Source organism: Exiguobacterium sp. SH1S21 (genome assembly GCF_004337175.1).
In the GTDB taxonomy this organism is placed as follows: Bacteria; Bacillota; Bacilli; order Exiguobacteriales; family Exiguobacteriaceae; genus Exiguobacterium; species Exiguobacterium aurantiacum_A.
Window position 1 is genome coordinate 428,186 of record NZ_SJUY01000001.1, and the last position, 22,151, is coordinate 450,336.

Here is a 22,151-nt window from a genome sequence, read left to right on the forward strand (position 1 = left end):
TCCCTACATTGTCGTTATATGTATTATGTTATACTGGCATAAATTCCCTCTCCATCATATCATAAGATACGAATCGATTATGTTTGCAGAAATATTACGAATCAAAAACGGGTGCCTCCATCGGGCACCCGTTCGTTCATCAATTGTCGTCATCTTGGTCGTCATCCCGACCGTCGTCACTATCATCGCTATCGTCTGCACTGTCACGGTCATCATCACGTTCGATCTCTTTGACTTGCTCTTGCATGTTCAATTCAAGTTTGACGCGATCACCGGCTGTTGGCATCTCATCATCGATTTCATAGCGAGCGGCGAGTGGGTACGTCACTTGCTTCCCGTCACGCTCAATGACGACGTCTCGATCTGAGAGGCTGACGAAACTACCGTAAATGTCGAAGTCGTCGCTCTCCCGGTCGACTTCTTTCACTTCATTGTTTTGATTGAATTCGAGTTTGACACGGTCACCGGCTTTCGGGGTGTCATCATCAATCTCATGGCGTGAAGCAAGTGGGTACGTCGATTCTTTTCCGCTAAAGCTGATCGTCACGTCCTGATCTGACAAGCTGACGAGCGTCCCGTATAGTTCATAGTCGTCATCGTCGACCGAACGGACGGGCACGTCACTTGAAGATGCGTTCGATTCGGAAGTAGCGGCAGCTTCCTTCGCAGCGTCGTCGGTTCCACTAGTGGCACTATCGATGGCGCGTGGGATGATGACCGTATCCGTCTTGTCGTTCGCGACATACAATCCGATTCCTGCGACAGCGAGTACGGCCAGGCCGACCCCTAAAATCCATCCAAGTAATTTCATGATGTTTCCTCCTCGTTCCATGTGCTGTTCCTTCTCTACACCTTCATCATAGAACGTTGACGTTAGAGCACCACGAGGATTTCATTAGAAAATGATGAGTGACTGAGAAACTTTCCTCATTTGGTGACGAAGAATACGCTCCCGTCCGGCGCGTTCGCGTAACTCCCAACCTTCCAACCGTTCAAATCGGCGACTTCTTTGGCGATGGCAAGCCCGAGACCGCTACCGCTCCGGTCGCGCGCCTCATCAAGCCGATAGAACCGGTCGAACAACCGCGCACGCGCCTCCTCGGTCATTGCCGTCCCATGGTCACGCACCTCAATCCGATTTGGTGTCATCGTTACGCTCGTGTCGGTCGCATACTTCAAGCTGTTATCGATGAAGATGACAATCAATCGTTGCAACGAGTCACGATGTCCAGCCCAGATTCCTTCCGCCTCGATCGGGACGTGTTTTCCGTGCGACCGCTCGAACCGTTCCACGAGTTGGGAAGCGAGCTCGCTCAAGTCGATCTGTTCGACTTCGATGTCCCCTAAAGCGGCGAAGCGGCTCAGTTCGAGCATCGGTTCAATCAAGTCCTCCCGCATCTGTCTCGACTCGGTCAAAATATGATCGATCGCCTCGTCGCGCACGACGGGGTCGTTTTGCCCCCAACGTCTGAGCAATTTGGCGTACCCTTCAATGACGGTGAGTGGGGTTTTGAGTTCATGTGAAACATCCGCTACGAAACGGCGTTGTTGCTCCATCGACCCTTCGACACGGGCAATCATCTGATTGAATCCGGTCGCGAGCGTTGACACCTCATCTTGATTCGGGCCAACGTCAATCGTCTCGAGCGTCCCTGACTCGGTAATTCGAGCCATCGTCGACTCGAGCCGCCGAAGCGGATTGAGTCCTTGGCGCACAATCCATAAACTTCCGACGAACGTCATCGCCACCGCGATCAAGAAAATGACGAGGAAAATCGTCGCGAGCGTCTGTAACGTCTCGCTTACCGCCGCGTCTTGAAAGGCAAAGCCGAGACCGTTCGACGTGGCGATGACGAACCAGTCATCAATCAGTGCCGGCTCCCCAAAATTGACGGGAAAGCTCAAACCCTCTGCCGCCTGTCCGCCAATGATGCCCCAATCGCCATTGCTCTGTCGCTCGAGGACGACACTGTCCTCATGCAGTGACAGCACGGCCTGACGGTTCCGCTCATCCTCTTCGAGCAGACTGAGCGCTTGACGGAGCACGTCATAGCGAGCGTCGACGATTTGCTGGCGCGAGACGAGCCATGCGACCCCGAACGACGTGATGAGTAAAAACAACATGAACCCGGCCATCGCGAGGGCGATCTTCGTCCGTAATTTCATACTCACTCACCCCGCTTCAGCATATAGCCGACGCCTCGTACCGTCTGAATCCAAGAACCTCCGAGTTTCTTCCGTAAGTAACGCACGTATACGTCGACGACGTTCGTGTCCCCATAATAGTCGAAACCCCAGACGTGCTCGACGAGTTGGTCGCGCGTGAGCACACGTTCTGGATGCTCGAGCAAATAGACGATCAAATCGAATTCACGACGAGTCAACTCGACTTTCTGTCCCTCGCACGTCACCTCATGCCGGTTAACGTCGACCGTGAGTCCCTCATAGGACAAAACACGTTCAGTCGCATCGACATGGACGTGCTGGCGCATCCGCAAAAATGCACGGATCCGGGCAAGCAGTTCCTCCATCTCGAACGGCTTTGTGATGTAATCATCCGCCCCAAGGTCGAGTCCGCTCACTTTATCATACCGGTCGCCCCGTGCTGTCACCATCAAGACCGGGAGCAACGGTTGTTCTTCCTTCACCCGACGGACGACCTCGAGCCCGCTCATTTGCGGAAGCATCACGTCTAAAAGCATCAAGTCGATTCCCCCGGCGAGCACTCGTTCAAGCCCGCTGCGTCCGTCGTGGGTGACCTCGACTTGATAGCCGGCGTGCATCAGTTCAAGTTCAAGCAGTCTGGCAATTTTGGCATCGTCTTCTACGACGAGGATTGTCGGCATATAGTTCATCCTTTCTTGAAAAAAAGCGCCGAGCAGTCCGCCCGACGCATCCTTATTCTGTTCCCGGATTCATCAGTCGAAAAACGGACGAACCGCTTCTGGAATCGCCTGTTCGATGCGAAGCTCGATCGAGTCGCTGAATCGTTCAAACGAGGATTCGATTCCCCCCGCTTGGAACGACACGTCAGTACCGAATTGAACGATTTGGTCGAGCCAGGCGTTTCCGGTCAGCGTGAAAATCAAAAATCCTGCCACTCCGGCTGCCATCAATGTGAGTGCGAGCACCCCGATGATAGCGCCTTTCATGAATCGGGCGAATTTACCTGTTGTACTGCGTTGCATGTGCCTCTCCCCCTACTTCTTTTTCTTTACTGTACGGGAGCGGGTTGAGAAACGTTGGTGAATCAGATTAGAATTTGATGAGAAAAAGGTTGCGGCATGGCCGCAACCTCATTCGTCTTCTAGTACTGATTTTGCAATCGGTGCCCAATATGTGCCTTCCATCGCGGCGACTTCGGCGAGCGTCGTCCGGTACGCTTCGTCCCCGGCCTTCTTCTCAGCGATGCCCTTCATCCACAGGACGTCTGTCTTGTATCCTGATTCCGGGTACGTTTCGACGTACGCCGCATAGTCCGACACTTCTGCTTCCCCGAGCTTGTTGTCGACGAGGAGGCGATAGAAGCCGACGGCCTGTTCTTGCCCGGCTTTCGGCGTGCCTTCGAGAAGGGCGTCCGCCTCTTTATAGCGTTTGTCTTGGACGAGCGTCTCGACATCCGCAAGCGGAATGACTTGTTGTGCCGGTGTCGTCGACGCTTCCTCTTCGACCGGCGCTTCTTCCGTCTGCAACGACTCGTTCGCTTCCTCGAGACGGGCGACTTCTTGCTCAAGCTCTTCTAGCCGTTTGGCGAGCGCCTCGTCCTCGGTCACCGTCTCGACCCGTGGCGCGTCTTCAGTCACCGGTGCGACGGGTGGAGTCGCATCGGGCCAAAATGCGAGAGCGACAAGCGCCAACGCGACAACAGCCGGTAGTCCGAGCCACTTCTTGTCCCATTTAAAGACATCACGCCATGGCGAGAGGTCCGCATGCTGCATGACTGCTGGCGACAACGAACGAAAGCGGCGCTTGGCCGCCTTCTTTCCGTTCGCTTTCATTTCGAGCGCGAGTCCGAGCCGATGGAACGCCGCCGGCACTTTCATCCCGAGAAGCGGCACAATCCGTTCGCTCGCCTCGACGTAATAGCCGTGGTCAAGGAGCGTCATCACGACGCCAAACTCGTTCGCGACGAGACGGAACGTCGGGTCATGCTCTCCTTTTCGGATTAGCCATTCCGTCATATCGATGAGCGGCAGTTCTGCAAGTTCCCGTTCTGCTAGTGTCCGTGCGTCCATTCGTCAGCCTCGTTCAGGATAGAGCGGGAATTTCGCCGTCAAGGCACGTACGTCTTCGTGCGCCTCGGCGAGCACTGCTTCATCTTCATGGTTTGTCAGGACACGACCGATCAGACGGGCGACTTCACGCATGTCGTCTTCTTTCAAACCGCGTGTCGTCATCGCTGCCGTCCCGAGACGGATCCCACTCGTGACGAACGGTGACGCCGGGTCGAACGGGATCGTGTTCTTGTTGACCGTGATACCGGCTGCATCAAGCGCATGCTCGGCCGCTTTACCGGTAATGTCGATGCCACGGAGGTCGACGAGGAGGAGGTGGTTGTCCGTACCGCCCGATACGATGCGGAGCCCTTCTTCTTCTAAACCTTGCGCGAGCACTTGCGCGTTTTTGATGACTTGCGCCTGATAGTCTTTAAACTCCGGTTGGAGCGCCTCTCCGAACGCCACCGCTTTCGCGGCGATGACGTGCATGAGCGGGCCGCCTTGAATACCAGGGAAAATCGACTTGTCGATCGCTTTGGCGAACTCTTCTTTACAAAGGATCATCCCGCCACGCGGGCCGCGAAGCGTCTTGTGCGTCGTCGTCGTCACGAAGTGCGCGTGCTCGACCGGGTTCGGATGTAGTCCGGCCGCGACGAGTCCGGCGATGTGGGCCATATCGACCATGAGATAGGCGTCGACGCTGTCGGCGATTTCACGGAACTTGGCGAAATCGATCGTCCGCGGGTATGCTGACGCTCCGGCGACGATCAGTTTTGGTTTATGTTCTTTCGCGAGGGCTGCGACGACGTCATAGTCGATGTGTTCTGTATCTTTGTCCACACCGTACTCGACGAAGTTGTACTGGACGCCCGAGAAGTTGACCGGACTTCCGTGCGTCAAATGGCCACCGTGCGACAAGTTCATGCCGAGCACCGTGTCGCCCGCTTCAAGCACCGTGAAGTAGACAGCCATGTTCGCTTGCGCACCCGAATGTGGCTGGACGTTGGCGTGTTCTGCACCGAACAGTTCCTTCGCCCGGTCGCGTGCCAAGTTTTCGGCCACGTCGACGAACTCACAACCACCGTAGTAACGGCGACCTGGGTAACCTTCGGCGTATTTGTTCGTGAGAACCCCGCCTTGCGCTTCCATGACCGCTTCTGAGACAAAGTTCTCCGAGGCGATTAGTTCGATGTTCTCCCGTTGACGGGTGAGCTCGTGTTGCATCGCTTCAAACAATTCTGCATCCTGCACTTTCAACTTCGTCGTGTTTACCATGTTGAAACCCCCTCTGAATGTCTAAAAATCAACAACCCCATCGTACCATATGCTCGTTTTTTTGGGTATCGTCATAATCGGGCTCAAAGTTGGGTATGGTATTGAAGAAGAACATTAGAGGAGGACAATTATGATTGAGACGAGACAAGTGACGATTACCCCGTTCGAGCGCGAGCGGACGGTGCGGATTTATACGCCTAACGACTACGAGCTGACGGACAAGCGCTACCCGGTGCTCTACATGCACGACGGACAGAACGCGTTCGACGACGCGGACGCGAGCTACAATATGAGCTGGCGCGTCGGAGAGTATTTGGACGCCTCAAAGCGCGACTTGATCGTCGTCGCCATCGATAGCGCACCGGGTGAGATGCGCCTCGACGAATACGGTCCTTGGGAAAATCCGTTCGTCGGGGAAGCGCTCTATGGTCGAGAATTGACATTAGGCGGCCAAGGCTCGGCCTACATCGAATATATCGCCCAAGAGCTGAAGCCGATGATTGACGACGCGTATCGGACGAAACCGGACGAGACCGGGATGATTGGCAGTTCGATGGGCGGCCTCATCTCAGTCTATGCCGCTTGCGTCTATCCAGACATCTTCAAACGCGTCGCTTCCTTGTCGTCAGCGTTCTGGTTCAACCAGACCGAACTCGAGCAGTTGATCGAGTCGAGTGATTTGAAAGGTATCGAGCGTCTATATATGGACGTCGGCCGCAAAGAAGTCGAGCAGCCGTCAGAGGATGGGCCGACGAACGAGATGTATCTCGAGTCGAGCGAGCGCGTCTACGCCTTACTACGCGACAAAGTCGATCACTTGCGCTTCGAAGTCATCGAAGAAGGTGTGCATAACGAACTCGCCTGGCGCGAACGTTTCCCGATGGTCATCTCGTATCTGTTCAGTGAAGACGTATAACGCAAAAGACAGCCGGTCATAAGCGACCGGCTGTCTTTGTTATTTCGCTGGATAGTGTGCCCGTGGCCCACCGATTAGTTTCGGTCTTGTGACGGCGAACGTGACGTACGCCTCGCCGAGCTGTTTCGCCGATAACCGGACCGGGATAGCGACCGGCTTCAAGTGCATGCCGATCAACGTCGAGCCGATGTCGATCCCAGCGTCCGCTTGAATCGATTCGACGACGCACGGCGCGTTGAGGCGCTCATACGCTTTCTCCGCCATCGCCCCGCCCGCTGAGCGGACCGGGACGACGGTCACTTCGGTCAGACCGAACTGCTTCTGCGTCCGACGCTCGACGGTGAGGGCACGGTTAATGTGCTCGCACCCTTGAAACGCCAGATGGACGCCCGTCTTGTCACGAAACGCGAGAAACGCTTCGATGAATTCCGACGCCACATCGATCGACCCGGCTTTCCCAATCGTCTTGCCGATGACTTCGCTCGTCGAACAGCCGATGACGAGGATTTTGTCCTCATCAAGCGGAAAGCGTTCGTGCAGCTCCAACAGCAGGTTCGAAAGTTCAGCTTTCATCACGGTCACTTCGTTTCGTAAGCGCTCATTTTGTCGACACGGTTCGAGTGACGTCCGCCCTCGAAATCTGTATCGAGCCACGTCGCCACCAAGTCAATCGCGAGCCCCGGTCCGACGACACGCTCGCCCATCGTCATGATGTTCGAGTCGTTGTGTTGACGTGTCGCCTTGGCGCTGAATGAGTCATGAACGAGTGCTGCGCGGATCCCTTTGACTTTGTTCGCCGCAATGCCGATACCGATCCCTGTGCCGCAAATCAAGATGCCGCGGTCGAACTCGCCGGCAGCGACAGCCTCAGCGACCGGGATTGCTACGTCTGGATAATCGATCGACTCGGCCGAGTGTGTCCCGAAATCTTTATACTCGTGACCAAGCTCTTCTAGTAATCCAATGATGTCTTTTTTCAAGTTGAATCCGCCGTGGTCGGCGCCGATTGCAATTTTCATGTGTTCATTCCCCCGTCTTCTTTGGTAGGCGTCTCGGTGGTTTCGTCACCTTTGACCCGTCATTCGTCAATTTTAGCACAAGTCGATTGACGAGTGGTTCGAGTTCGTTTCGGACTTGGCGATAGACGTTCATCGAGCCTCCGAACGGGTCGTTAATGTCACGTTCGAGCCCGGTCACGAACTCATATAATGTGAACGTACGATCGGCCAAATCCGGATACGTATCCCGAATCTGTTCGCGGTGTGCCCGCGTCATCGTCAAAATGACGTCTGCCCAACGTCCGAGTACGTCATCGAACGTCTGCGTCACGTGTTCGAGTTCAATCCCTCGTTCACGTAATACTTGAAGAGCGTTTTCTGAGGCATCAAACCCTTGCATCGTCCGAACTCCAGCCGAACGAATATCAAATTCGTCGCCTGTCACTTTCGAGCGGAGCAGGGCCATCGCCATCGGGCTTCGGCATGTGTTCCCACTACATATGAATAATACGCGTTTCATTGACATCGCGTGATCCTCCTCATGTCCTTAAGCCTCTTCCTCTAGACGGATGATTTTCCCGCCTGCCGCTTTATACAAGCGATTATATACGGCAAGGGCGACTCCCGTCGGTTCAATCCGATTCACGTAAATCTCTTCTACATCTGTCTCATCGAATTTGCGCAACGCCTCGTAAAGTCGCTGGGCCGCCATCTCCATCGTGTCACCGAGAGAAAGGGTGACGTCAGCCGGGGTCGTTGCTTCATCAAATACGAGCGCGCCGATCCGTTTGCCCGCCGCCTGCCGCATCGTGATGGCACGGACGAGATCATCGCGTCCGCCATCGACTAAATACAAAGGTGCAGTCGGGGCATAGTGGGTGTACTTCATTCCTGGTGATCTGGGCGCGGCCGCTTCATCGCTCAAATTCGCATCGAGCGCAACTGGCCCGATGACGGCCTCGATCGCTTCTTTCGTCACGCCACCGGGACGCAAAATCGTCACCGGTTCCGTCGTACAGTCGATCACAGTCGACTCGACGCCGATGCCTGTCGGTCCCCCATCCATAATACCCGCGATCCGACCGGTCAAATCATCGGCTACGTGCTGTGCCGATGTCGGTGACGGTCGTCCTGAACGGTTCGCACTCGGCGCCGCGAGACCGAGACCGGACGTGCGGATGAGTTCGAGTGCGGCCGGATGGTCCGGCATGCGGATTCCGATCGAGTCGAGCCCGGCCGTCACGAGTGACGACGCTCGACCGTTCGACGGTAAGATGATCGTCAAGGCACCGGGCCAAAACGCTTCCATCAAGCGTTTGGCTACCGGCGGGATGGTTTGCGCGAAATGTTCGGCCTGTTCGACCGTAGCTACGTGGACGATGAGCGGGTTGTCCGATGGTCTTCCTTTCGCCTCGAAAATCTTACGGATGGCGATATCGTTCGTCGCATCCCCGGCGAGGCCATACACCGTCTCTGTCGGAATCGCGATCACCTCGCCCATCTTCAAGAGACGAACCCCTTCCTCAACTTCTGTTGGCTTGATCCATTTCGTTTCCATGCGCAATCCCTTCCCTCACGGCGTAGACAATTCGGTCTTTACCGTTTATATCTTTTAAAATACCCGTTTCTGCTTCAGGATAACGTTCGGACAGGTACGATTTCACAACTTGTCCTTGACTATACCCGATTTCAAACGCAATCAATTGCCAATCGGCACGTAGCACGCGTGTTGAGTCCGCGATGATTTTCCGGTAGAACTCGAGACCGTCCGCCCCCCCGAATAATGCGAGGTGCGGTTCGTACCCTGCGACCGTCTCATCGAGCAGTTCATCAGCTTCGATGTAAGGCGGATTTGAGACAAGCACCCGAATCGAGTCGTCCGCGACCGGACCGAGGCAATCCCCTTCATGAAACGTCACATCGGCACGAAGCACTTCCGCGTTACGTTTTGCCATCGCAATCGCTTCCCGGGAAATATCGACCGTTTGGACGCGGACACCGAGCTCGAGACTGAGCGTGATAGCGATGGCGCCACTGCCCGTGCCGACGTCGACGATCGCGTCGTCTTCAATCGGTCCGACGTGCTCAACGACCCATTCGATCAACTCTTCGGTCTCCGGTCGCGGGATAAGTACATCCCGGTTCACAGCGAATGACCGACCGTAGAACGGGGCCTGGCCAATCAAATGTTGGACCGGCTCACCGGCAAGCAGTCGCTCGAGCCCGGACTCGAACGCAGTTGTTTCGTCGTCCGAGAGTTCTTCGGATAACCGAACGATCAGACCCGTCCGGTCGACGCCGAGCACGTGCATGAGCCACCATTCGGCGGTCGATGGGTCACGACCCGCGTCAACGAGCATGCGTTCCGCTTGTTTCAACCTTGCAGCAATCCGCATCACTCCATACCCTCCATCAAGCCGGCCTGATCTTCCATGACGAGCGCATCAATGATGTCTTCAAGCTCCCCGGCGAGAACCCGGTCGAGTTTTTGAAGCGTGAGGCCGATACGGTGGTCTGTCACGCGGCTTTGCGGGAAGTTATACGTCCGGATCCGCTCCGAACGGTCACCCGTCCCGACGGCCGACTTCCGCTGCGCCGACAGTTCTTCGAGATGTTCGCGCTGCATCTTGTCATACAGGCGGGCCCGCAATACTTTCATCGCCCGATCTTTGTTTTTATGCTGAGATTTCTCGTCTTGGCATGACACGACGAGTCCTGACGGGATGTGTGTCAACCGCACGGCCGACTGGGTCGTGTTGACCGATTGACCACCAGGACCTGACGACGTGAACGTGTCGACGCGGACATCTTTCATGTCGATGTGCACTTCGACGTCTTCCGCTTCCGGCAAGACCGCGACAGTGGCTGTCGACGTGTGAATCCGTCCACCCGACTCCGTCGACGGGACGCGTTGCACGCGGTGTGCCCCATTCTCGAATTTCAGTTTCGAGTAGGCACCGGCACCGTTGATCAAAAACGTCACTTCTTTAAAGCCACCGAGTTCCGTATAGTTGGCGTCGATCAGCTCTGCTTTCCAGTTTTGACGCTCGGCAAATCGGGTGTACATCTTATACAAGTCGACCGCAAACAGTGCCGCCTCGTCACCACCGGCCGCCCCGCGAATCTCGACGATGACGTTCTTGTCGTCGTTCGGGTCTTTCGGGATGAGCAGGACGCGCAGCTTCGCTTCGAGCGCTTTCACAACAGGTTCGAGCAGCGCCATCTCTTCTTTCGCGAGTTCGCGCATATCGGACTCGAGCGTTCGGTCTTCTAACATCGCTTTCGCTTCTTTGTAGGCCGTACTCGCCTCTTTATAGCGTCGATAAGCTTGTACCGTCTCCTCGAGTTGAGACTGTTCTTTTGAATATTGACGCAGTTTATTCGAGTCGCTGAGCACTTCCGGGTCAGCGAGCATCTCATTCAGTTGCATATATCGTTCTTCTAAAACGCTTAAACGGTCAAACATCATGATCCGTCCTTTCTGTTCACCAAATCGTTCTCTTCATTATACCAAAAAACGAACCGAGCTAGCTCGGTTCGTCGACAAATTGAATACTTAGAGCGAACCGACAAAATCCTCAATCCGCTACTGTATGACGGATCGGGCGTGGTTTGTTCGGGACGTCATGACAATGGCGGCAACGCGGTTCGTACGACTCGGCGGCACCGACTAAGATGACCGGGTCCTCAAAGCGAGCCGGTTCTCCATTGATCAAGCGCTGCGTCCGAGACGCCGGGGCGCCGCACGACAGACAAATCGCCTGCAGCTTCGTGACGAACTCGGCACGCGACAAGAGCTCCGGCATCATCGTGAACGGTTCGCCACGGAAGTCCATATCGAGTCCGGCGCAGATGACACGTTTGTCTTCTGACGCCAACTGCTCGATGACGTCGACGATCCCCTCATCAAAGAACTGCACCTCGTCGATGGCGATGACTTGCGTCTCTTCGCGCACCGCATCGTACACATCTTGACTCGTTCGAGTCGGGACGGCCACGACCGAGTTGCCGCTATGGGAGACGACGTTCTCTTCGTGGTAGCGGTCATCGATGGCCGGCTTGAACACTTGGACCGGGATCTTCCCGTAGTGCGCCCGACGGACACGGCGGATCAATTCCTCCGACTTCCCAGAAAACATACTGCCACAAATCACTTCTATCCAACCGTAACGGTTCGTCACATGCATCATTCTACTTCGCCCTCTCCATCGTTAATCGCTTTCCGATTATAACCATCTTTCAGTCATAGGAAAAGGGTTGACTTCTAACAAAAATCGGAACGGCATCATCCCGTCCCGATTTCTCTTCACTCTTCCGCTGCTTCTTCTTTTTTATAATCGATCAAGTTCAATTTGCGCGCGAGCGGTCGAATCGTCAGCCCGTGCAACGTCACCGAGGTAAAGACGAGTCCGATCGTGAGCGGTAGCATCTGTGACGCATCCTCAATCCCAAGACCAGCCACTTCCTCCGCGAAAAAACCTGCGACCGTCATCGCGACGATGCCGCGTGGCGCGATCCAGCCGATGAACCCACGCTCCTTGAGCGGAAGCCCCACACCAAGCGTCGATACATAGATTGCCAGTGGTCGAACGAGAAACAAGATGCCGGCAATCGTCAACAGCAATGGCCACTGGAAGATATTCAATAGTTCTTCACGCGACAGCGACGCCGTCAGCAAGATGAATACGGATGAGATTAGCAAGATCGAGATGTCTTCCTTGAACGACTGCAGTTCCTCGATGATCTGTTCATCGCGAAGTTTCGTGTTCGCCATCGTCATGCCCATCGCCGTCACGGCAAGGAGACCGACTTCATGCATCATAAACTCGCTTAAAGAGAATAAGATCAAGACGGCCGTAAGCGTCACCGAGGCGCGTAAGTAACGCGGAATCTTCTCACCTACGAACCAGCCCATCAAGACGTGACCGAACACGTAACCGAGACCGATACCGACGAGACAAGCTCCCGCAAAGAGCAATTGCACCCACAAGTCCATGCCTTCATAGACGATGTAGCCGATTCGAATCACGAACAGGCCGAGCAACGCACCGACCGGGTCGACAATAATCCCTTCCCACTTTAAGATGGCACCGACCCGATCTTTCAGATGGGCTTGCCTGAGCAACGGGATGACGACCGTCGGGCCGGTGACGACGAATAGCGCTCCCATCGTCCAAGCGACGACCCAATGGAGACCGCCGACGTATTGAATCAACAGCGAAGCCCCAACGAACGACAACGTCACACCCGCTGTCACGATGCGGACGATCGAACGCCGGAATTGGTTGATCTCGCTGAAATGAAGCCCTAAACTACCTTCAAATAATATGATCGCGACCGCAAACGAGATGATCGGGCTGTATAAATTACCGAGCAACTCTCGCGGTTCAAACAAACCAAAAATCGGGCCGGCCAACACGCCGGCAACTGTCATGATGATAATCGCCGGAATTTGGTAGCGCCACGCCAACCATTGCGAGACGATCCCGACGCCAACCAACAAGCTGATGCTAATCAATATATACTCCATGGAAGCCCCCTCACGTCAGTCTTCCGTCTCTTTACCCTCGCTTGGACAACAAAAAACCGCCAAGGGCAATCCCTAGGCGGTGTGCATACAACTTGACGATTAACGTTGGTACTTCTTGTTGAAGCGCTCGATACGACCGTCCGCAGATGCGAATTTCTGGCGACCTGTGTAGAACGGGTGCGAATCAGAAGATACATCGACACGGATGAGTGGGTATTCGTTACCATCTTCCATCGTGATCGTTTCGTTAGAGTAACGAGTCGAACCACTGATGAATTTAAACTCAGTCGTTGAGTCCATGAATACGACTTTACGGTATTCTGGGTGGATTCCTTGTTTCATTGCTTTTCAACTCCTTCTGCCCTAAGTATTCTTTCAACCTAGAGAAAGTTCACTAGAATATAATAGCACCCGGTTCACGGATTTACAAGTCCGTTTTCGTTTTTTTAACCGGGCGACGACTCTTTTTCTTATCGGCCTCGAGCGCCGCAAAAAAGTCGAGATTTGTTTGCGTCTCACGCACACGACGCAAGAACTGATCGACGAAGTCCGGCGACTCGTTCATCGTGCGACGAATCGTCCAAAGCGAGTCGAGCTCGTCCTTGCCGAGGAGGAGTTCTTCTTTCCGCGTACCTGAACGACGGATATCGATGGCCGGGAAGATACGGCGTTCCGCGAGCTTCCGGTCGAGATGGAGCTCCATGTTGCCGGTCCCTTTGAACTCTTCATAGATGACGTCATCCATCCGCGAACCGGTATCGATGAGCGCCGTCCCGAGAATCGTCAAACTTCCGCCGTCCTCGATGTTCCGGGCCGCCCCGAAGAATTTCTTCGGTTTGTGGAACGCTGCCGGGTCGATTCCGCCCGAGAGCGTACGCCCGCTCGGCGGGACGGACAGGTTATACGCACGCGTCAACCGAGTGATCGAGTCGAGCAAGATGACGACGTCTTTCTTATGTTCGACGAGGCGCATCGCCCGCTCTAGCACGAGCTCCGAGATGCGAGTGTGATTCTCCGGTGTCTCGTCAAACGTCGAATAGGCGACGTCTGCACCCGGCACCGAACGTTGGATGTCCGTCACTTCTTCCGGACGTTCGTCGATCAATAGGATGATCAGTTCAACGTTCGGATGGTTCGTCGTGATGGAATTGGCGACTTCTTTCAATAGAGATGTCTTCCCGGCTTTCGGTGGGGCGACGATCAAACCACGTTGCCCGAAGCCGACCGGTGCGATCATATCCATGACACGGACCGATAGATGGTTCGGCTCCGTCTCGAGCACCATTTGCTTTTCCGGATAGATCGGCGTGAGCGCAGGGAAATAGTCGCGGTTCCGGGTCGAATCGGTCGTTTCCCCGTTGACCGCCTCGACGCTCAAGAGCCCTTGGAAACGTTCATTTTCTTTCGGTTTCCGGACTTTCCCGGTGACGAGATCCCCGTTCCGCAAACTAAAGCGGCGGATCTGTGAAGCGGCGATATAGATGTCTTCGGACGATTGGGAGTAGTTGATCGGTCGGAGGAAACCGAAGCCACCTTCATTTTGTGACTGCGGGTTCGGAGGGATGATCTCAAGGACGCCTTCGAGGAAATAAAGGTCCTTCGATTCGGCTTGCGATTTTAAGATTCGGAACATGAGTTCACGTTTCCGTGCTTCCCGATATTGAGGCACATTCACTTCTTTTGCGATTTCATACAATTCTTTCAACGTCTTCGTCTCGAGTTCACGAAGCGTATAGTTTTTAGCTGGTTCTGTACTTTGCGTCATAAACGTCACCTGTCTTTCTTGTGATTCTATATTTGAAAAGTAATTGTAAAGTTCTTATTCATCTAATCACAATTCAATCATGCCGTCACTTTATATAAACGGCTACATATCAGTCTATTCCCTTGATTTTTAAAAGTTAACGTCCGGTACTCTTCCTTATGTAACAAAAAGGTCTCTATGCCTCCATATTGTTTCAAATATGTTACAAGAAAACTATTTTTGACTTGTGATTGAAAAATGCCATCGGTCTTACGCATGATATAGTTTATTTGCAGAGGAAACCGGGTAACAAACTCGCCTTTTGCTCAACTATCGTAAACACACATCGATCATATACACTCACAGGGTTTTATTTTAAAAAACGGAGGGAATTATACTATGTTGAAGCGTTTCGCATCTATCATCGTCGCCGCCACTATCGCTTTCTCGGGTCTTGCATTCACAACAGGTGAACAAGCAGAAGCAGCTACTGGAACATTCGCTTACTCGAAAGTCAACGGCTTGAACATTCGGACATCAGCATCACTCAGCTCGTCAGTCGTTACGAAGATGAATAAAGGTCAACGCTATACATACCTCGGTAAAGTTGGCTCGTTCTACAAGATCAACTACAAAGGGACTCACCGTTACATCTCAGCGTCATCGACTTACACGTACTTGAAAGCAAACACAGCAACGGCTACACAAGTAGCAACGACTTCTTCTTCAAGCGCGCGTACGAAACTTGTCGCTGAATCGAAGAAATACCTTGGTACACCGTACCGTTACGGCGGAACGACAACAGCTGGATTTGACTGCTCTGGTTACACAGGACATGTTTACAAGAAAGCGATCAACAAGTCAATCCCACGTGATTCACGCTCACAATACTCAAGCTCGAAAAAATTGTCGAAGTCAGCGATTCAAGCAGGCGACCTCGTGTTCTTCTCACATAACGGCGGCACGATCCAACACGTCGGTATGGCAATCAGCAAGACACAAATGATCAACTCAGAAACAGGCGGCGTTAAATACGCGAGCTTCACATCTGGTTACTGGGCACCACGTTACGTCGGTGCTGGAACGTACCTCTAATTCAATAAAACCTCAAACGACTCGGTTCCGCGGAACCGAGTCGTTTTTCATTTACGCACGTTTTGCAAAACGGCTTCCGTGCTCGTCAACACCGAGAACGTCCCGTCTGTCTCAAGGATGACCGCCTCGACTTTATCGTGAGCGGTCCCACTCGAGCGGATGGCTTGGAGCACTTCGATCTCGAGCACGCGTTCTTTACGCATCTCCGCTTCTAAGTAACTCCCCCGATAATATAGCATCGTCGGTGTCGATTTGATCAGCTCGTTCACTCGTTTTGACCGATTGGCCAGCTTCGCCATGACGTATTGCAACGCGACGAGTGTGGCAAAAGCGACGAGCCCATTCAGTAGCGGTGTCTGTCGGCTCGTGAGCGTCGTCGCTAAGATCGAACCGAGGGCAACGGTCACGATGAAATCGAATGCGTTCATTTTCGAGAGCGTCCGTTTTCCTGATACACGTAATATGAAAATGATCGAGAAGTAAGCCCCGATCCCTGTCAAGATGATTTGCCCCATCGTTTTGAGTTGATCCATCGTCTCCCCCCTTTTCTGTTTTTGAACAATCACTTCGAAAGCTCACTCGTCGTTCATCATTTTTGTTTCAAGGCCCCACGCGCGTTCGTCGCCGCGAAGACGACCATGATGACACTCATCCCTCCAGCCACGGCAAGGCCGGCCGACAAAGCGCCCCAGTCAATCGTCGGTTGGGTCAACACGGCCCGCATGCCCTCAAAGATGTACGTCGTCGGATTGAACGTCGCCGCCACTTTGAGCCATTCCGCCTCGATCAACTCTTTCGGGACGAACGTCGTCGACAAGAAGATGAGCGGGAAGAAGAGAAGTGTCCCGGCCTGTGCGGCTTGGGCGTTCCGTGTCTTCAAGGCGACCCCGACCGAATATCCGGCAAAGCCAAGTCCGAATCCGAGCGCGAGCAGGACCGTGAACAAGAAGCCGACCACACCGACCGGAATCGATAACCCGAGTAAGAACGCGACGGAAAAGATGAGCAGCGTTTGAACGAACAGCTGCAGCATCCCGGCAATCATCGGTCCGAGCACGATGGCAGTCCGTGTCGAAGGCGTGAGCAGCAATCGGGCGAAATAGCCGCTCTCGATGTCACGCACTAACGCTTGGCCGGCACCCCCGGCCCCGCCGACAGCACCTGAGACGATTGATACCGGCAAGATGAAATTCAAGTAGTCGCCGCCACCGAACTGCGGCAATGCGGACACACTCGACAGCCCGCTCGTATAGACGAGCAAGAAAAAGACAGAGATCATCAAGTTCGGGATAAATGAAAATGGGTTGCGGATCGTCGTCACCAGACTCCGCTTTGTAAACAACCACGTTTCAGTCCACACTCGGCACACCTCCTTCGTACGATTCGCCCGTCACTTTCAAGAACACGTCGTCAAGCGACGGCTGTTTCACCATGAGCCGCTCCGGCTGTAACGCCTGCTCATCGAGTTTCCGGACGACGTCGGTCAACGTGTAGTCGCGAAGTTCGAAGACGAGGCTCGGTCCGGTCGCGGCTTGTCCGAACAGCTCAGCGGCGGCCCGTGCTTCTGAATCGGTATGAAACACTAGAGAAATCGACTCGCCTCCGACGGTCTGCTTCAATTCTTCTGCTGTCCCTTCGACGACAATCTTACCGTGATGGATGATGGCGATGCGATCGGCCAGCTCGTCCGCCTCCTCTAAATATTGTGTCGTCAAAAAGATGGTCGTCCCGAACTCTTGATTGAGACGCCGAACTTCTTTCCAAATTTCGATTCGACTCGCCGGGTCAAGCCCGGTCGTCGGTTCATCTAAAAACAGTACGATCGGACGATGGACGAGCGTGAGCGCCAAATCAAGCCGACGCCGCATCCCGCCGGAGTAAGTGCCACTCTTTCGGTCAGCCGCTTCCGTGAGCGAGACGACCGACAGCAGTTCCTCGGCCCGTGCTTCTGCTTCACGTTTCGTCATCTTGAACAGCCGTCCTTGAAGGACGAGCAATTCCCGGCCGGTCAACACTTTATCGATGCCCGTCTCCTGGAGGGCGACACCGATGGATAACCGGACGTCCTTCTCCCGCTTGACGACATCAAACCCGTTCACGCGCGCCGACCCACTCGTCGGTCGAATGAGTGTCGTCAACATCTGTATAGCCGTCGATTTCCCGGCCCCGTTCGGACCAAGAAACGCAAAGATTTCTCCTTGTTTGACTGAAAACGATATTCCATCGACGGCCGGAACATCCCCGAACGTCTTGACGAGTGACTCCACTTCGATCATTAAACCCACCTCCTGCCTTTCTCATTCCCGTTCTGTTCATATCTTAAATATGAAAGAACGCATCAAAAAAAAGCTGCAGAGAGAATCTGCAGCTCGAGAGAATTAAGGTTTCATGACCATTTTCGGTTTTTTCTTCAATGAATGAATCCCTTCGACGAAACGGACCGTACCCGATTTGGCGCGCATGACGACCGAGTGTGTCTGACCGCCCTGACCCGTGAATTGGACACCACGGAGCAGTTCACCGTCTGTCACACCCGTCGCCGCGAAGATACAATCCTCGCCTTTGACGAGATCGTCAAGAAGCAGGATGCGTCCTGTGTCGGCGATGCCCATATCTTGGCATCGTTGTTCCTGGGCCGCGTCTTCCGGCAACAAGCGTCCCTGGAAGTCACCACCGAGACACTTCATGGCGACGGCTGCGATGACGCCTTCCGGCGCCCCGCCCGAGCCGAGCAAGAGATCGACACCGGTTTTCGGGAACGCTGTATTGATGGCAGCCGCGACATCGCCGTCCGGAATCAACTTGATGCGGGCTCCAGTCGCCCGGACCCGTTGAATCATCTCTTCATGACGGTCACGGTGCAAAATCGTGACGACGACGTCTTCGACGTTCTTGCCTTTAGCCTTGGCGACGATGGCGATGTTTTCTTCAATCGAATTGTCGAGGCTGATGAGTCCAGCCGCTTCCGGACCGACTGCAATCTTATCCATATACATGTCTGGCGCGTGAAGAAGATCACCTGCGTCCGCGACCGCGAGCACCGCGAGCGCGCCCCATGTTCCCGTCGCGACGATGCTCGTCCCTTCGAGCGGGTCAACAGCGACGTCGAGGCGTGAGCCGTAACCGTTCCCGACTTTCTCGCCGATGTAGAGCATTGGTGCCTCGTCCATCTCACCTTCCCCGATGACGACGATCCCTTTCATCGGAATCGTATCGAACACTTCGCGCATCGCTGTTGTGGCTGCGTCGTCCGCTTCTTCTTTCAAGCCTTTTCCCATCCATCGGGCCGAAGACAGCGCTGCCGCTTCTGTGACCCGGACCAATTCCATTGATAAACTACGTTCCACCCGAATTCTCCCCTTTGTTACTCGGACATCTCATCGACCCAGACGAGGGCGCCGAGTTGTTTTAGTTTGCCGACGAAGTCGACATACGAGTCGTTCAGACGTTCCGCATAGAGAACCGTCGACTCGCCCGTTGCCTGTAGACCGGCCAAGACGAGTGCCGCGGCGCTTCGCGCGTCGGCAGACTCCATCTCAGCGTTCGCAAGCGTCGTCCCGCCACGAATGACGGCCGATGAATCTTCAAGCGTGATTTGCGCGTTCATCCGCCGCATTTCGGCGATATGACGGAAGCGCTGGACGTATAGCTTGTCCGTCACGACGCTCGTCCCGTTCGCTTTCAACAAGGCGGCTGACATGATCGGTTGCAAATCGGTCGGATAACCCGAGTAGTGGAAGACGCGAATATCAATCGGCTCAAAAGCTTTCGCCCGAACCGTGATCGTTTCTTCCCCGACCTCGATTTCAGCACCGTAATCCATCAATTTTTGGATGACACCTTCTAAATGGGTCGGAATAACGTTTCGAACCGTCACTTCCCCTGCAACCGCACCGTAAATCATAAACGTTCCGGCTTCAAGGCGGTCTGGTATGAGCGTATGTGTACAGCCGTGCAAGCGTTCGACTCCTTTAATTCGAATCTCATCAGTCCCGGCGCCGATGACGTATGCGCCCATCGATGTCAGCATCGTCGCGACGTCGACGACTTCCGGATCAGTCGCGGCATTTTCAATGACGGTCGTCCCTTCGGCAAGGACCGCGGCGAGCATCGCGCTAACCGTCGCCCCGAATGAACGAAGGTCGAGGTAGATCCGGTTGCCGGCCAACTTGTCGGCGTTGACGTGATAGAGACCCGACTCGTTCTCGACTTTGATACCGAGACGTTCTAACGCTTTTAAATGTAAATCGATCGGTCGTGGACCAATCGCATATCCCCCTGGTAATCCAACGGCCCCTTTCCCAAAACGAGCTGCGAACACACCAAGTAAGTAGACAGCGGCCCGGACTTTCCGAGTTTCTGAGCCGAGCAGCGGCATGGCGACGGCATCTTTTGCATGAAGCGTCATCCGCTCCCCGTCCCGCTCGATTGTCACCCCGAGTTCTTGTAATAGGCTGAGCATCACTTCAACATCTTCGATGACGGGGACGTTCTCGATTGTCACCGGTTCTTCGGTAAGAAGTGCTGCGACGAGACAAGGCAAGGCACTCTGTTTGGCGCCACTAATGTCAACTGTTCCTTCAAGTTTCTGCTGTCCAACGATATGGAGAATTTCCACGATGATCAAACCTTTCTACGACGAACTTATTTGGATTGAGCGTTATTCCAATCCGCTAAGAACTGCTCAATCCCTTTGTCAGTGAGCGGATGATTCATCATCTGTTCGATGACTTTGTACGGTACCGTGGCGATATTAGCACCAAGTAGAGCTGCTTTCGTCACGTGGACCGGATGGCGAACGGACGCGGCGATGATTTCCGTATCGATGCCATGGATGGCAAAGATATTCGCAATCGTCTCGACGAGGTCGAGACCATCGTGGCCGATGTCGTCAAGGCGTCCGATGAACGGCGAGACGTATGACGCACCCGCCCGAGCTGCTAAGAGCGCTTGGTTGGCGTTAAAAATGAGCGTCACGTTCGTCTTAATGCCAAGCTTCGAAAACTCATTGACAGCGACCATACCGGCTGCTGTCATTGGCACCTTAACTGTAATATTCGGCGCGATCGCCGCGAGTTCCTTTCCTTCTTTGACCATACCCTCTGCGTCGAGCGCAATAACTTCCGCGCTGACTGAAAGGTCCCCGACGACCTCACAAATCTCACGGAGCCGCGTATGGAAATCGACGCCTTCTTTCGCGACGAGCGATGGATTCGTCGTCACGCCCCCGATGACGCCCATTTTGTGAGCTTTCTTGATGTCTTCCACATTTGCTGTGTCAATGAAAAAACGCATGTACATGTCCTCCTCGAATCGGATTGTAATCGCTTACTCTCTTATTATGAGGAAATCGACACAGAATTGCTATACCCTTTACGTCAAGGCGGCGATGCCGAGCATCGAAGCGGCAAGCAAAATCATCCCGGCGAGCGTCCCGACGGCCCATGACTTCCTATATTTTTTTCAACAAAAAAGCCAGTTCTCACGAGGAGAACCGACTGATGTGACAGGATTACGCTTGGTTGCTTGAACCGAACTCACGCATCTTACCAGAAACGACGTTGTAAATCGCTTCGATACCAGGTCCGATGATTTTACGTGGGTCATATACTTTCGAGTCAGCAGCGACTTTCTCACGTACGGCACGAGTCCATTCTTGTTGGCACTCAGTGTTAACGTTGATTTTGCTGTGGCCGAGCTCGATTGCTTTTTTGATTTGGTGTTCAGGGATTCCTGAACCGCCGTGAAGAACGAGTGGCGTTTTAGTCGCTTCCGCGATTTCTTCCATCTCTTTGAAGCCAAGGTTTGGCTCGCCTGCGTATTCTCCGTGTACAGAACCGAGTGCCGCTGCAAGAGCGTCAACTTTCGCTTCTTTAACAACACGGACACACTCGTTAAGGTCAGCGTATTGTACGCCGCCGATGACGCCGTCTTCTTCGCCGCCGACTGTGCCGACTTCCGCTTCAACTGAAGCACCTTTAGCGTGTGCATATTCAACGACTTGTTTCGTCATTTCGATGTTTTCTTCGATCGGGTGGTGTGAACCGTCGATCATAACAGACGTGAAACCAGCGTCGATCGCTGCTTTACACTTGTCGAATGAAGAACCGTGGTCGAGGTGGATTGCAACTGGAACAGTGATGTTGTAGTCGTGCATGAGACCTTCAGTCATTTTAACAACTGTTGTGAAGCCCCCCATGTATTTTGCTGCACCTTCTGATACACCGAGGATAACTGGTGATTTCTCGTCTTCCGCAGCGCGAAGAATCGCTTGCGTCCACTCGAGGTTGTTGATGTTGAATTGGCCGACTGCATACTTGCCTTCGAATGCTTTGTTAAGCATTTCTGTCATTGATACTAATGGCATAATGATGTC

General features: G+C 54.0%; 26 protein-coding genes. 3 read left to right on the top strand and 23 right to left on the bottom strand.

Going from position 1 to position 22,151, the window contains the following annotated elements; genetic code table 11:
• Nucleotides 1-139 precede the first annotated feature (139 nt).
• The 6 genes from EVJ24_RS02045 to glyA all read right to left on the bottom strand — a co-directional run bounded on the left by EVJ24_RS02045 (nucleotide 140) and on the right by glyA (nucleotide 5,492).
• Nucleotides 140-811 carry a hypothetical protein gene (locus EVJ24_RS02045; RefSeq protein WP_236637522.1) on the bottom strand — a complete coding sequence of 224 codons (672 nt, stop codon included), beginning with the start codon at nucleotides 809-811 and terminating at the stop codon, nucleotides 140-142.
• 116 nt (nucleotides 812-927) lie between these two features.
• The gene (locus EVJ24_RS02050) at nucleotides 928-2,166 is read right to left on the bottom strand and encodes a sensor histidine kinase (protein WP_131439623.1); all 1,239 of its coding nucleotides are present in this window, start codon (nucleotides 2,164-2,166) and stop codon (nucleotides 928-930) included.
• A 2-nt stretch (nucleotides 2,167-2,168) separates the two neighbouring features.
• Entirely contained in the window at nucleotides 2,169-2,846 is a 678-nt protein-coding gene (locus EVJ24_RS02055; protein WP_131439626.1) for a response regulator transcription factor, read from the bottom strand.
• A gap of 72 nt (nucleotides 2,847-2,918) precedes the next feature.
• Complete coding sequence (locus tag EVJ24_RS02060) at nucleotides 2,919-3,188, bottom strand: hypothetical protein (protein WP_131439162.1); 270 nt, start codon at nucleotides 3,186-3,188, stop codon at nucleotides 2,919-2,921.
• A gap of 108 nt (nucleotides 3,189-3,296) precedes the next feature.
• The gene (locus EVJ24_RS02065) at nucleotides 3,297-4,235 is read right to left on the bottom strand and encodes a hypothetical protein (RefSeq protein ID WP_131439164.1); all 939 of its coding nucleotides are present in this window, start codon (nucleotides 4,233-4,235) and stop codon (nucleotides 3,297-3,299) included.
• Nucleotides 4,236-4,238: 3 nt separating this feature from the next.
• Nucleotides 4,239-5,492, bottom strand: a complete 1,254-nt coding sequence (gene glyA / locus EVJ24_RS02070) for a serine hydroxymethyltransferase (protein WP_131439166.1) — start codon at nucleotides 5,490-5,492, stop codon at nucleotides 4,239-4,241.
• Nucleotides 5,493-5,622: 130 nt separating this feature from the next.
• On the opposite strand from glyA, the gene EVJ24_RS02075 reads away from it, so the two are divergent.
• The gene (locus EVJ24_RS02075; RefSeq protein ID WP_131439168.1) at nucleotides 5,623-6,408 is read left to right on the top strand and encodes an alpha/beta hydrolase; all 786 of its coding nucleotides are present in this window, start codon (nucleotides 5,623-5,625) and stop codon (nucleotides 6,406-6,408) included.
• Between the two features lie 39 nt (nucleotides 6,409-6,447).
• Here the strand turns inward: EVJ24_RS02075 and EVJ24_RS02080 are convergent, their stop codons facing one another.
• The 10 genes from EVJ24_RS02080 to rho all read right to left on the bottom strand — a co-directional run bounded on the left by EVJ24_RS02080 (nucleotide 6,448) and on the right by rho (nucleotide 14,701).
• Nucleotides 6,448-6,990: a TIGR01440 family protein gene (locus EVJ24_RS02080; protein WP_199749328.1), complete on the bottom strand. Its 543-nt coding sequence runs from the start codon at nucleotides 6,988-6,990 to the stop codon at nucleotides 6,448-6,450.
• Nucleotides 6,987-7,427, bottom strand: a complete 441-nt coding sequence (rpiB, locus tag EVJ24_RS02085) for a ribose 5-phosphate isomerase B (protein WP_070328195.1) — start codon at nucleotides 7,425-7,427, stop codon at nucleotides 6,987-6,989. Before rpiB ends, EVJ24_RS02080 begins: the two co-directional genes overlap by 4 nt.
• A gap of 4 nt (nucleotides 7,428-7,431) precedes the next feature.
• Entirely contained in the window at nucleotides 7,432-7,932 is a 501-nt protein-coding gene (locus EVJ24_RS02090) for a low molecular weight protein arginine phosphatase (protein WP_131439172.1), read from the bottom strand.
• 21 nt (nucleotides 7,933-7,953) lie between these two features.
• Nucleotides 7,954-8,964 carry an L-threonylcarbamoyladenylate synthase gene (locus EVJ24_RS02095; protein ID WP_131439174.1) on the bottom strand — a complete coding sequence of 337 codons (1,011 nt, stop codon included), beginning with the start codon at nucleotides 8,962-8,964 and terminating at the stop codon, nucleotides 7,954-7,956.
• Entirely contained in the window at nucleotides 8,930-9,802 is an 873-nt protein-coding gene (prmC, locus tag EVJ24_RS02100) for a peptide chain release factor N(5)-glutamine methyltransferase (protein ID WP_131439628.1), read from the bottom strand. Before prmC ends, EVJ24_RS02095 begins: the two co-directional genes overlap by 35 nt.
• Nucleotides 9,802-10,872 (bottom strand): peptide chain release factor 1, encoded by a 1,071-nt coding sequence (prfA, locus tag EVJ24_RS02105; RefSeq protein ID WP_071398373.1) that lies wholly within the window; start codon nucleotides 10,870-10,872, stop codon nucleotides 9,802-9,804. Before prfA ends, prmC begins: the two co-directional genes overlap by 1 nt.
• Before the next feature lie 112 nt (nucleotides 10,873-10,984).
• Nucleotides 10,985-11,596 carry a thymidine kinase gene (locus EVJ24_RS02110; RefSeq protein ID WP_070328199.1) on the bottom strand — a complete coding sequence of 204 codons (612 nt, stop codon included), beginning with the start codon at nucleotides 11,594-11,596 and terminating at the stop codon, nucleotides 10,985-10,987.
• A gap of 116 nt (nucleotides 11,597-11,712) precedes the next feature.
• A complete protein-coding gene (locus EVJ24_RS02115) occupies nucleotides 11,713-12,936 on the bottom strand; it encodes a cation:proton antiporter (protein ID WP_131439176.1) in 1,224 nt (407 codons plus the stop codon).
• Between the two features lie 99 nt (nucleotides 12,937-13,035).
• A complete protein-coding gene (locus EVJ24_RS02120) occupies nucleotides 13,036-13,278 on the bottom strand; it encodes a type B 50S ribosomal protein L31 (RefSeq protein ID WP_021066109.1) in 243 nt (80 codons plus the stop codon).
• Nucleotides 13,279-13,360: 82 nt separating this feature from the next.
• Nucleotides 13,361-14,701: a transcription termination factor Rho gene (gene rho, locus EVJ24_RS02125; protein ID WP_070328201.1), complete on the bottom strand. Its 1,341-nt coding sequence runs from the start codon at nucleotides 14,699-14,701 to the stop codon at nucleotides 13,361-13,363.
• Between the two features lie 378 nt (nucleotides 14,702-15,079).
• On the opposite strand from rho, the gene EVJ24_RS02130 reads away from it, so the two are divergent.
• The gene (locus tag EVJ24_RS02130) at nucleotides 15,080-15,775 is read left to right on the top strand and encodes a C40 family peptidase (protein ID WP_131439178.1); all 696 of its coding nucleotides are present in this window, start codon (nucleotides 15,080-15,082) and stop codon (nucleotides 15,773-15,775) included.
• Nucleotides 15,776-15,822: 47 nt separating this feature from the next.
• Here the strand turns inward: EVJ24_RS02130 and EVJ24_RS02135 are convergent, their stop codons facing one another.
• From EVJ24_RS02135 to fsa, 6 genes are all read right to left on the bottom strand, one after another.
• Complete coding sequence (locus EVJ24_RS02135; RefSeq protein WP_236637523.1) at nucleotides 15,823-16,308, bottom strand: DUF421 domain-containing protein; 486 nt, start codon at nucleotides 16,306-16,308, stop codon at nucleotides 15,823-15,825.
• Between the two features lie 56 nt (nucleotides 16,309-16,364).
• On the bottom strand, nucleotides 16,365-17,135 hold the full coding sequence (locus EVJ24_RS02140) for an ABC transporter permease (RefSeq protein WP_131439182.1): 771 nt from the start codon (nucleotides 17,133-17,135) through the stop codon (nucleotides 16,365-16,367).
• The gene (locus EVJ24_RS02145) at nucleotides 17,125-18,051 is read right to left on the bottom strand and encodes an ATP-binding cassette domain-containing protein (protein WP_131439184.1); all 927 of its coding nucleotides are present in this window, start codon (nucleotides 18,049-18,051) and stop codon (nucleotides 17,125-17,127) included. The genes EVJ24_RS02140 and EVJ24_RS02145 overlap by 11 nt, the downstream gene beginning before the upstream one ends.
• A gap of 102 nt (nucleotides 18,052-18,153) precedes the next feature.
• On the bottom strand, nucleotides 18,154-19,122 hold the full coding sequence (glpX, locus tag EVJ24_RS02150; protein WP_131439186.1) for a class II fructose-bisphosphatase: 969 nt from the start codon (nucleotides 19,120-19,122) through the stop codon (nucleotides 18,154-18,156).
• A 17-nt stretch (nucleotides 19,123-19,139) separates the two neighbouring features.
• Nucleotides 19,140-20,393, bottom strand: a complete 1,254-nt coding sequence (gene murA / locus EVJ24_RS02155; protein ID WP_131439188.1) for a UDP-N-acetylglucosamine 1-carboxyvinyltransferase — start codon at nucleotides 20,391-20,393, stop codon at nucleotides 19,140-19,142.
• 26 nt (nucleotides 20,394-20,419) lie between these two features.
• The gene (fsa, locus tag EVJ24_RS02160) at nucleotides 20,420-21,070 is read right to left on the bottom strand and encodes a fructose-6-phosphate aldolase (RefSeq protein WP_131439190.1); all 651 of its coding nucleotides are present in this window, start codon (nucleotides 21,068-21,070) and stop codon (nucleotides 20,420-20,422) included.
• A 46-nt stretch (nucleotides 21,071-21,116) separates the two neighbouring features.
• Between fsa and EVJ24_RS02165 the strand changes: the two genes are divergently transcribed.
• Nucleotides 21,117-21,305, top strand: a complete 189-nt coding sequence (locus tag EVJ24_RS02165) for a hypothetical protein (RefSeq protein WP_131439192.1) — start codon at nucleotides 21,117-21,119, stop codon at nucleotides 21,303-21,305.
• On the opposite strand, the gene fba is transcribed toward EVJ24_RS02165, so the two are convergent.
• Nucleotides 21,288-22,142, bottom strand: coding sequence for a class II fructose-1,6-bisphosphate aldolase (gene fba / locus EVJ24_RS02170; RefSeq protein WP_131439194.1), 855 nt, complete (start codon nucleotides 22,140-22,142; stop codon nucleotides 21,288-21,290). The two genes, EVJ24_RS02165 and fba, sit on opposite strands and share 18 nt — an antisense overlap.
• Nucleotides 22,143-22,151: the final 9 nt, after the last annotated feature.

Excerpts from the sequence above, each read along its gene's own strand:
- EVJ24_RS02075 (WP_131439168.1), top strand. The coding sequence starts at position 5,623 with ATGATTGAGACGAGACAAGTGACGATTACCCCGTTCGAGCGCGAGCGG.
- EVJ24_RS02145 (WP_131439184.1), bottom strand. The coding sequence starts at position 18,051 with ATGATCGAAGTGGAGTCACTCGTCAAGACGTTCGGGGATGTTCCGGCC.
- rho (WP_070328201.1), bottom strand. The coding sequence starts at position 14,701 with ATGACGCAAAGTACAGAACCAGCTAAAAACTATACGCTTCGTGAACTC.
- EVJ24_RS02065 (WP_131439164.1), bottom strand. The coding sequence starts at position 4,235 with ATGGACGCACGGACACTAGCAGAACGGGAACTTGCAGAACTGCCGCTC.
- EVJ24_RS02115 (WP_131439176.1), bottom strand. The coding sequence starts at position 12,936 with ATGGAGTATATATTGATTAGCATCAGCTTGTTGGTTGGCGTCGGGATC.
- EVJ24_RS02060 (WP_131439162.1), bottom strand. The coding sequence starts at position 3,188 with ATGCAACGCAGTACAACAGGTAAATTCGCCCGATTCATGAAAGGCGCT.
- fba (WP_131439194.1), bottom strand. The coding sequence starts at position 22,142 with ATGCCATTAGTATCAATGACAGAAATGCTTAACAAAGCATTCGAAGGC.
- EVJ24_RS02045 (WP_236637522.1), bottom strand. The coding sequence starts at position 811 with ATGAAATTACTTGGATGGATTTTAGGGGTCGGCCTGGCCGTACTCGCT.
- prfA (WP_071398373.1), bottom strand. The coding sequence starts at position 10,872 with ATGTTTGACCGTTTAAGCGTTTTAGAAGAACGATATATGCAACTGAAT.
- fsa (WP_131439190.1), bottom strand. The coding sequence starts at position 21,070 with ATGCGTTTTTTCATTGACACAGCAAATGTGGAAGACATCAAGAAAGCT.
- rpiB (WP_070328195.1), bottom strand. The coding sequence starts at position 7,427 with ATGAAAATTGCAATCGGCGCCGACCACGGCGGATTCAACTTGAAAAAA.
- EVJ24_RS02110 (WP_070328199.1), bottom strand. The coding sequence starts at position 11,596 with ATGATGCATGTGACGAACCGTTACGGTTGGATAGAAGTGATTTGTGGC.
- prmC (WP_131439628.1), bottom strand. The coding sequence starts at position 9,802 with ATGCGGATTGCTGCAAGGTTGAAACAAGCGGAACGCATGCTCGTTGAC.
- EVJ24_RS02090 (WP_131439172.1), bottom strand. The coding sequence starts at position 7,932 with ATGTCAATGAAACGCGTATTATTCATATGTAGTGGGAACACATGCCGA.
- EVJ24_RS02130 (WP_131439178.1), top strand. The coding sequence starts at position 15,080 with ATGTTGAAGCGTTTCGCATCTATCATCGTCGCCGCCACTATCGCTTTC.
- EVJ24_RS02050 (WP_131439623.1), bottom strand. The coding sequence starts at position 2,166 with ATGAAATTACGGACGAAGATCGCCCTCGCGATGGCCGGGTTCATGTTG.
- EVJ24_RS02165 (WP_131439192.1), top strand. The coding sequence starts at position 21,117 with ATGAGGAAATCGACACAGAATTGCTATACCCTTTACGTCAAGGCGGCG.
- EVJ24_RS02095 (WP_131439174.1), bottom strand. The coding sequence starts at position 8,964 with ATGGAAACGAAATGGATCAAGCCAACAGAAGTTGAGGAAGGGGTTCGT.
- glyA (WP_131439166.1), bottom strand. The coding sequence starts at position 5,492 with ATGGTAAACACGACGAAGTTGAAAGTGCAGGATGCAGAATTGTTTGAA.
- EVJ24_RS02120 (WP_021066109.1), bottom strand. The coding sequence starts at position 13,278 with ATGAAACAAGGAATCCACCCAGAATACCGTAAAGTCGTATTCATGGAC.
- EVJ24_RS02135 (WP_236637523.1), bottom strand. The coding sequence starts at position 16,308 with ATGGATCAACTCAAAACGATGGGGCAAATCATCTTGACAGGGATCGGG.
- EVJ24_RS02055 (WP_131439626.1), bottom strand. The coding sequence starts at position 2,846 with ATGCCGACAATCCTCGTCGTAGAAGACGATGCCAAAATTGCCAGACTG.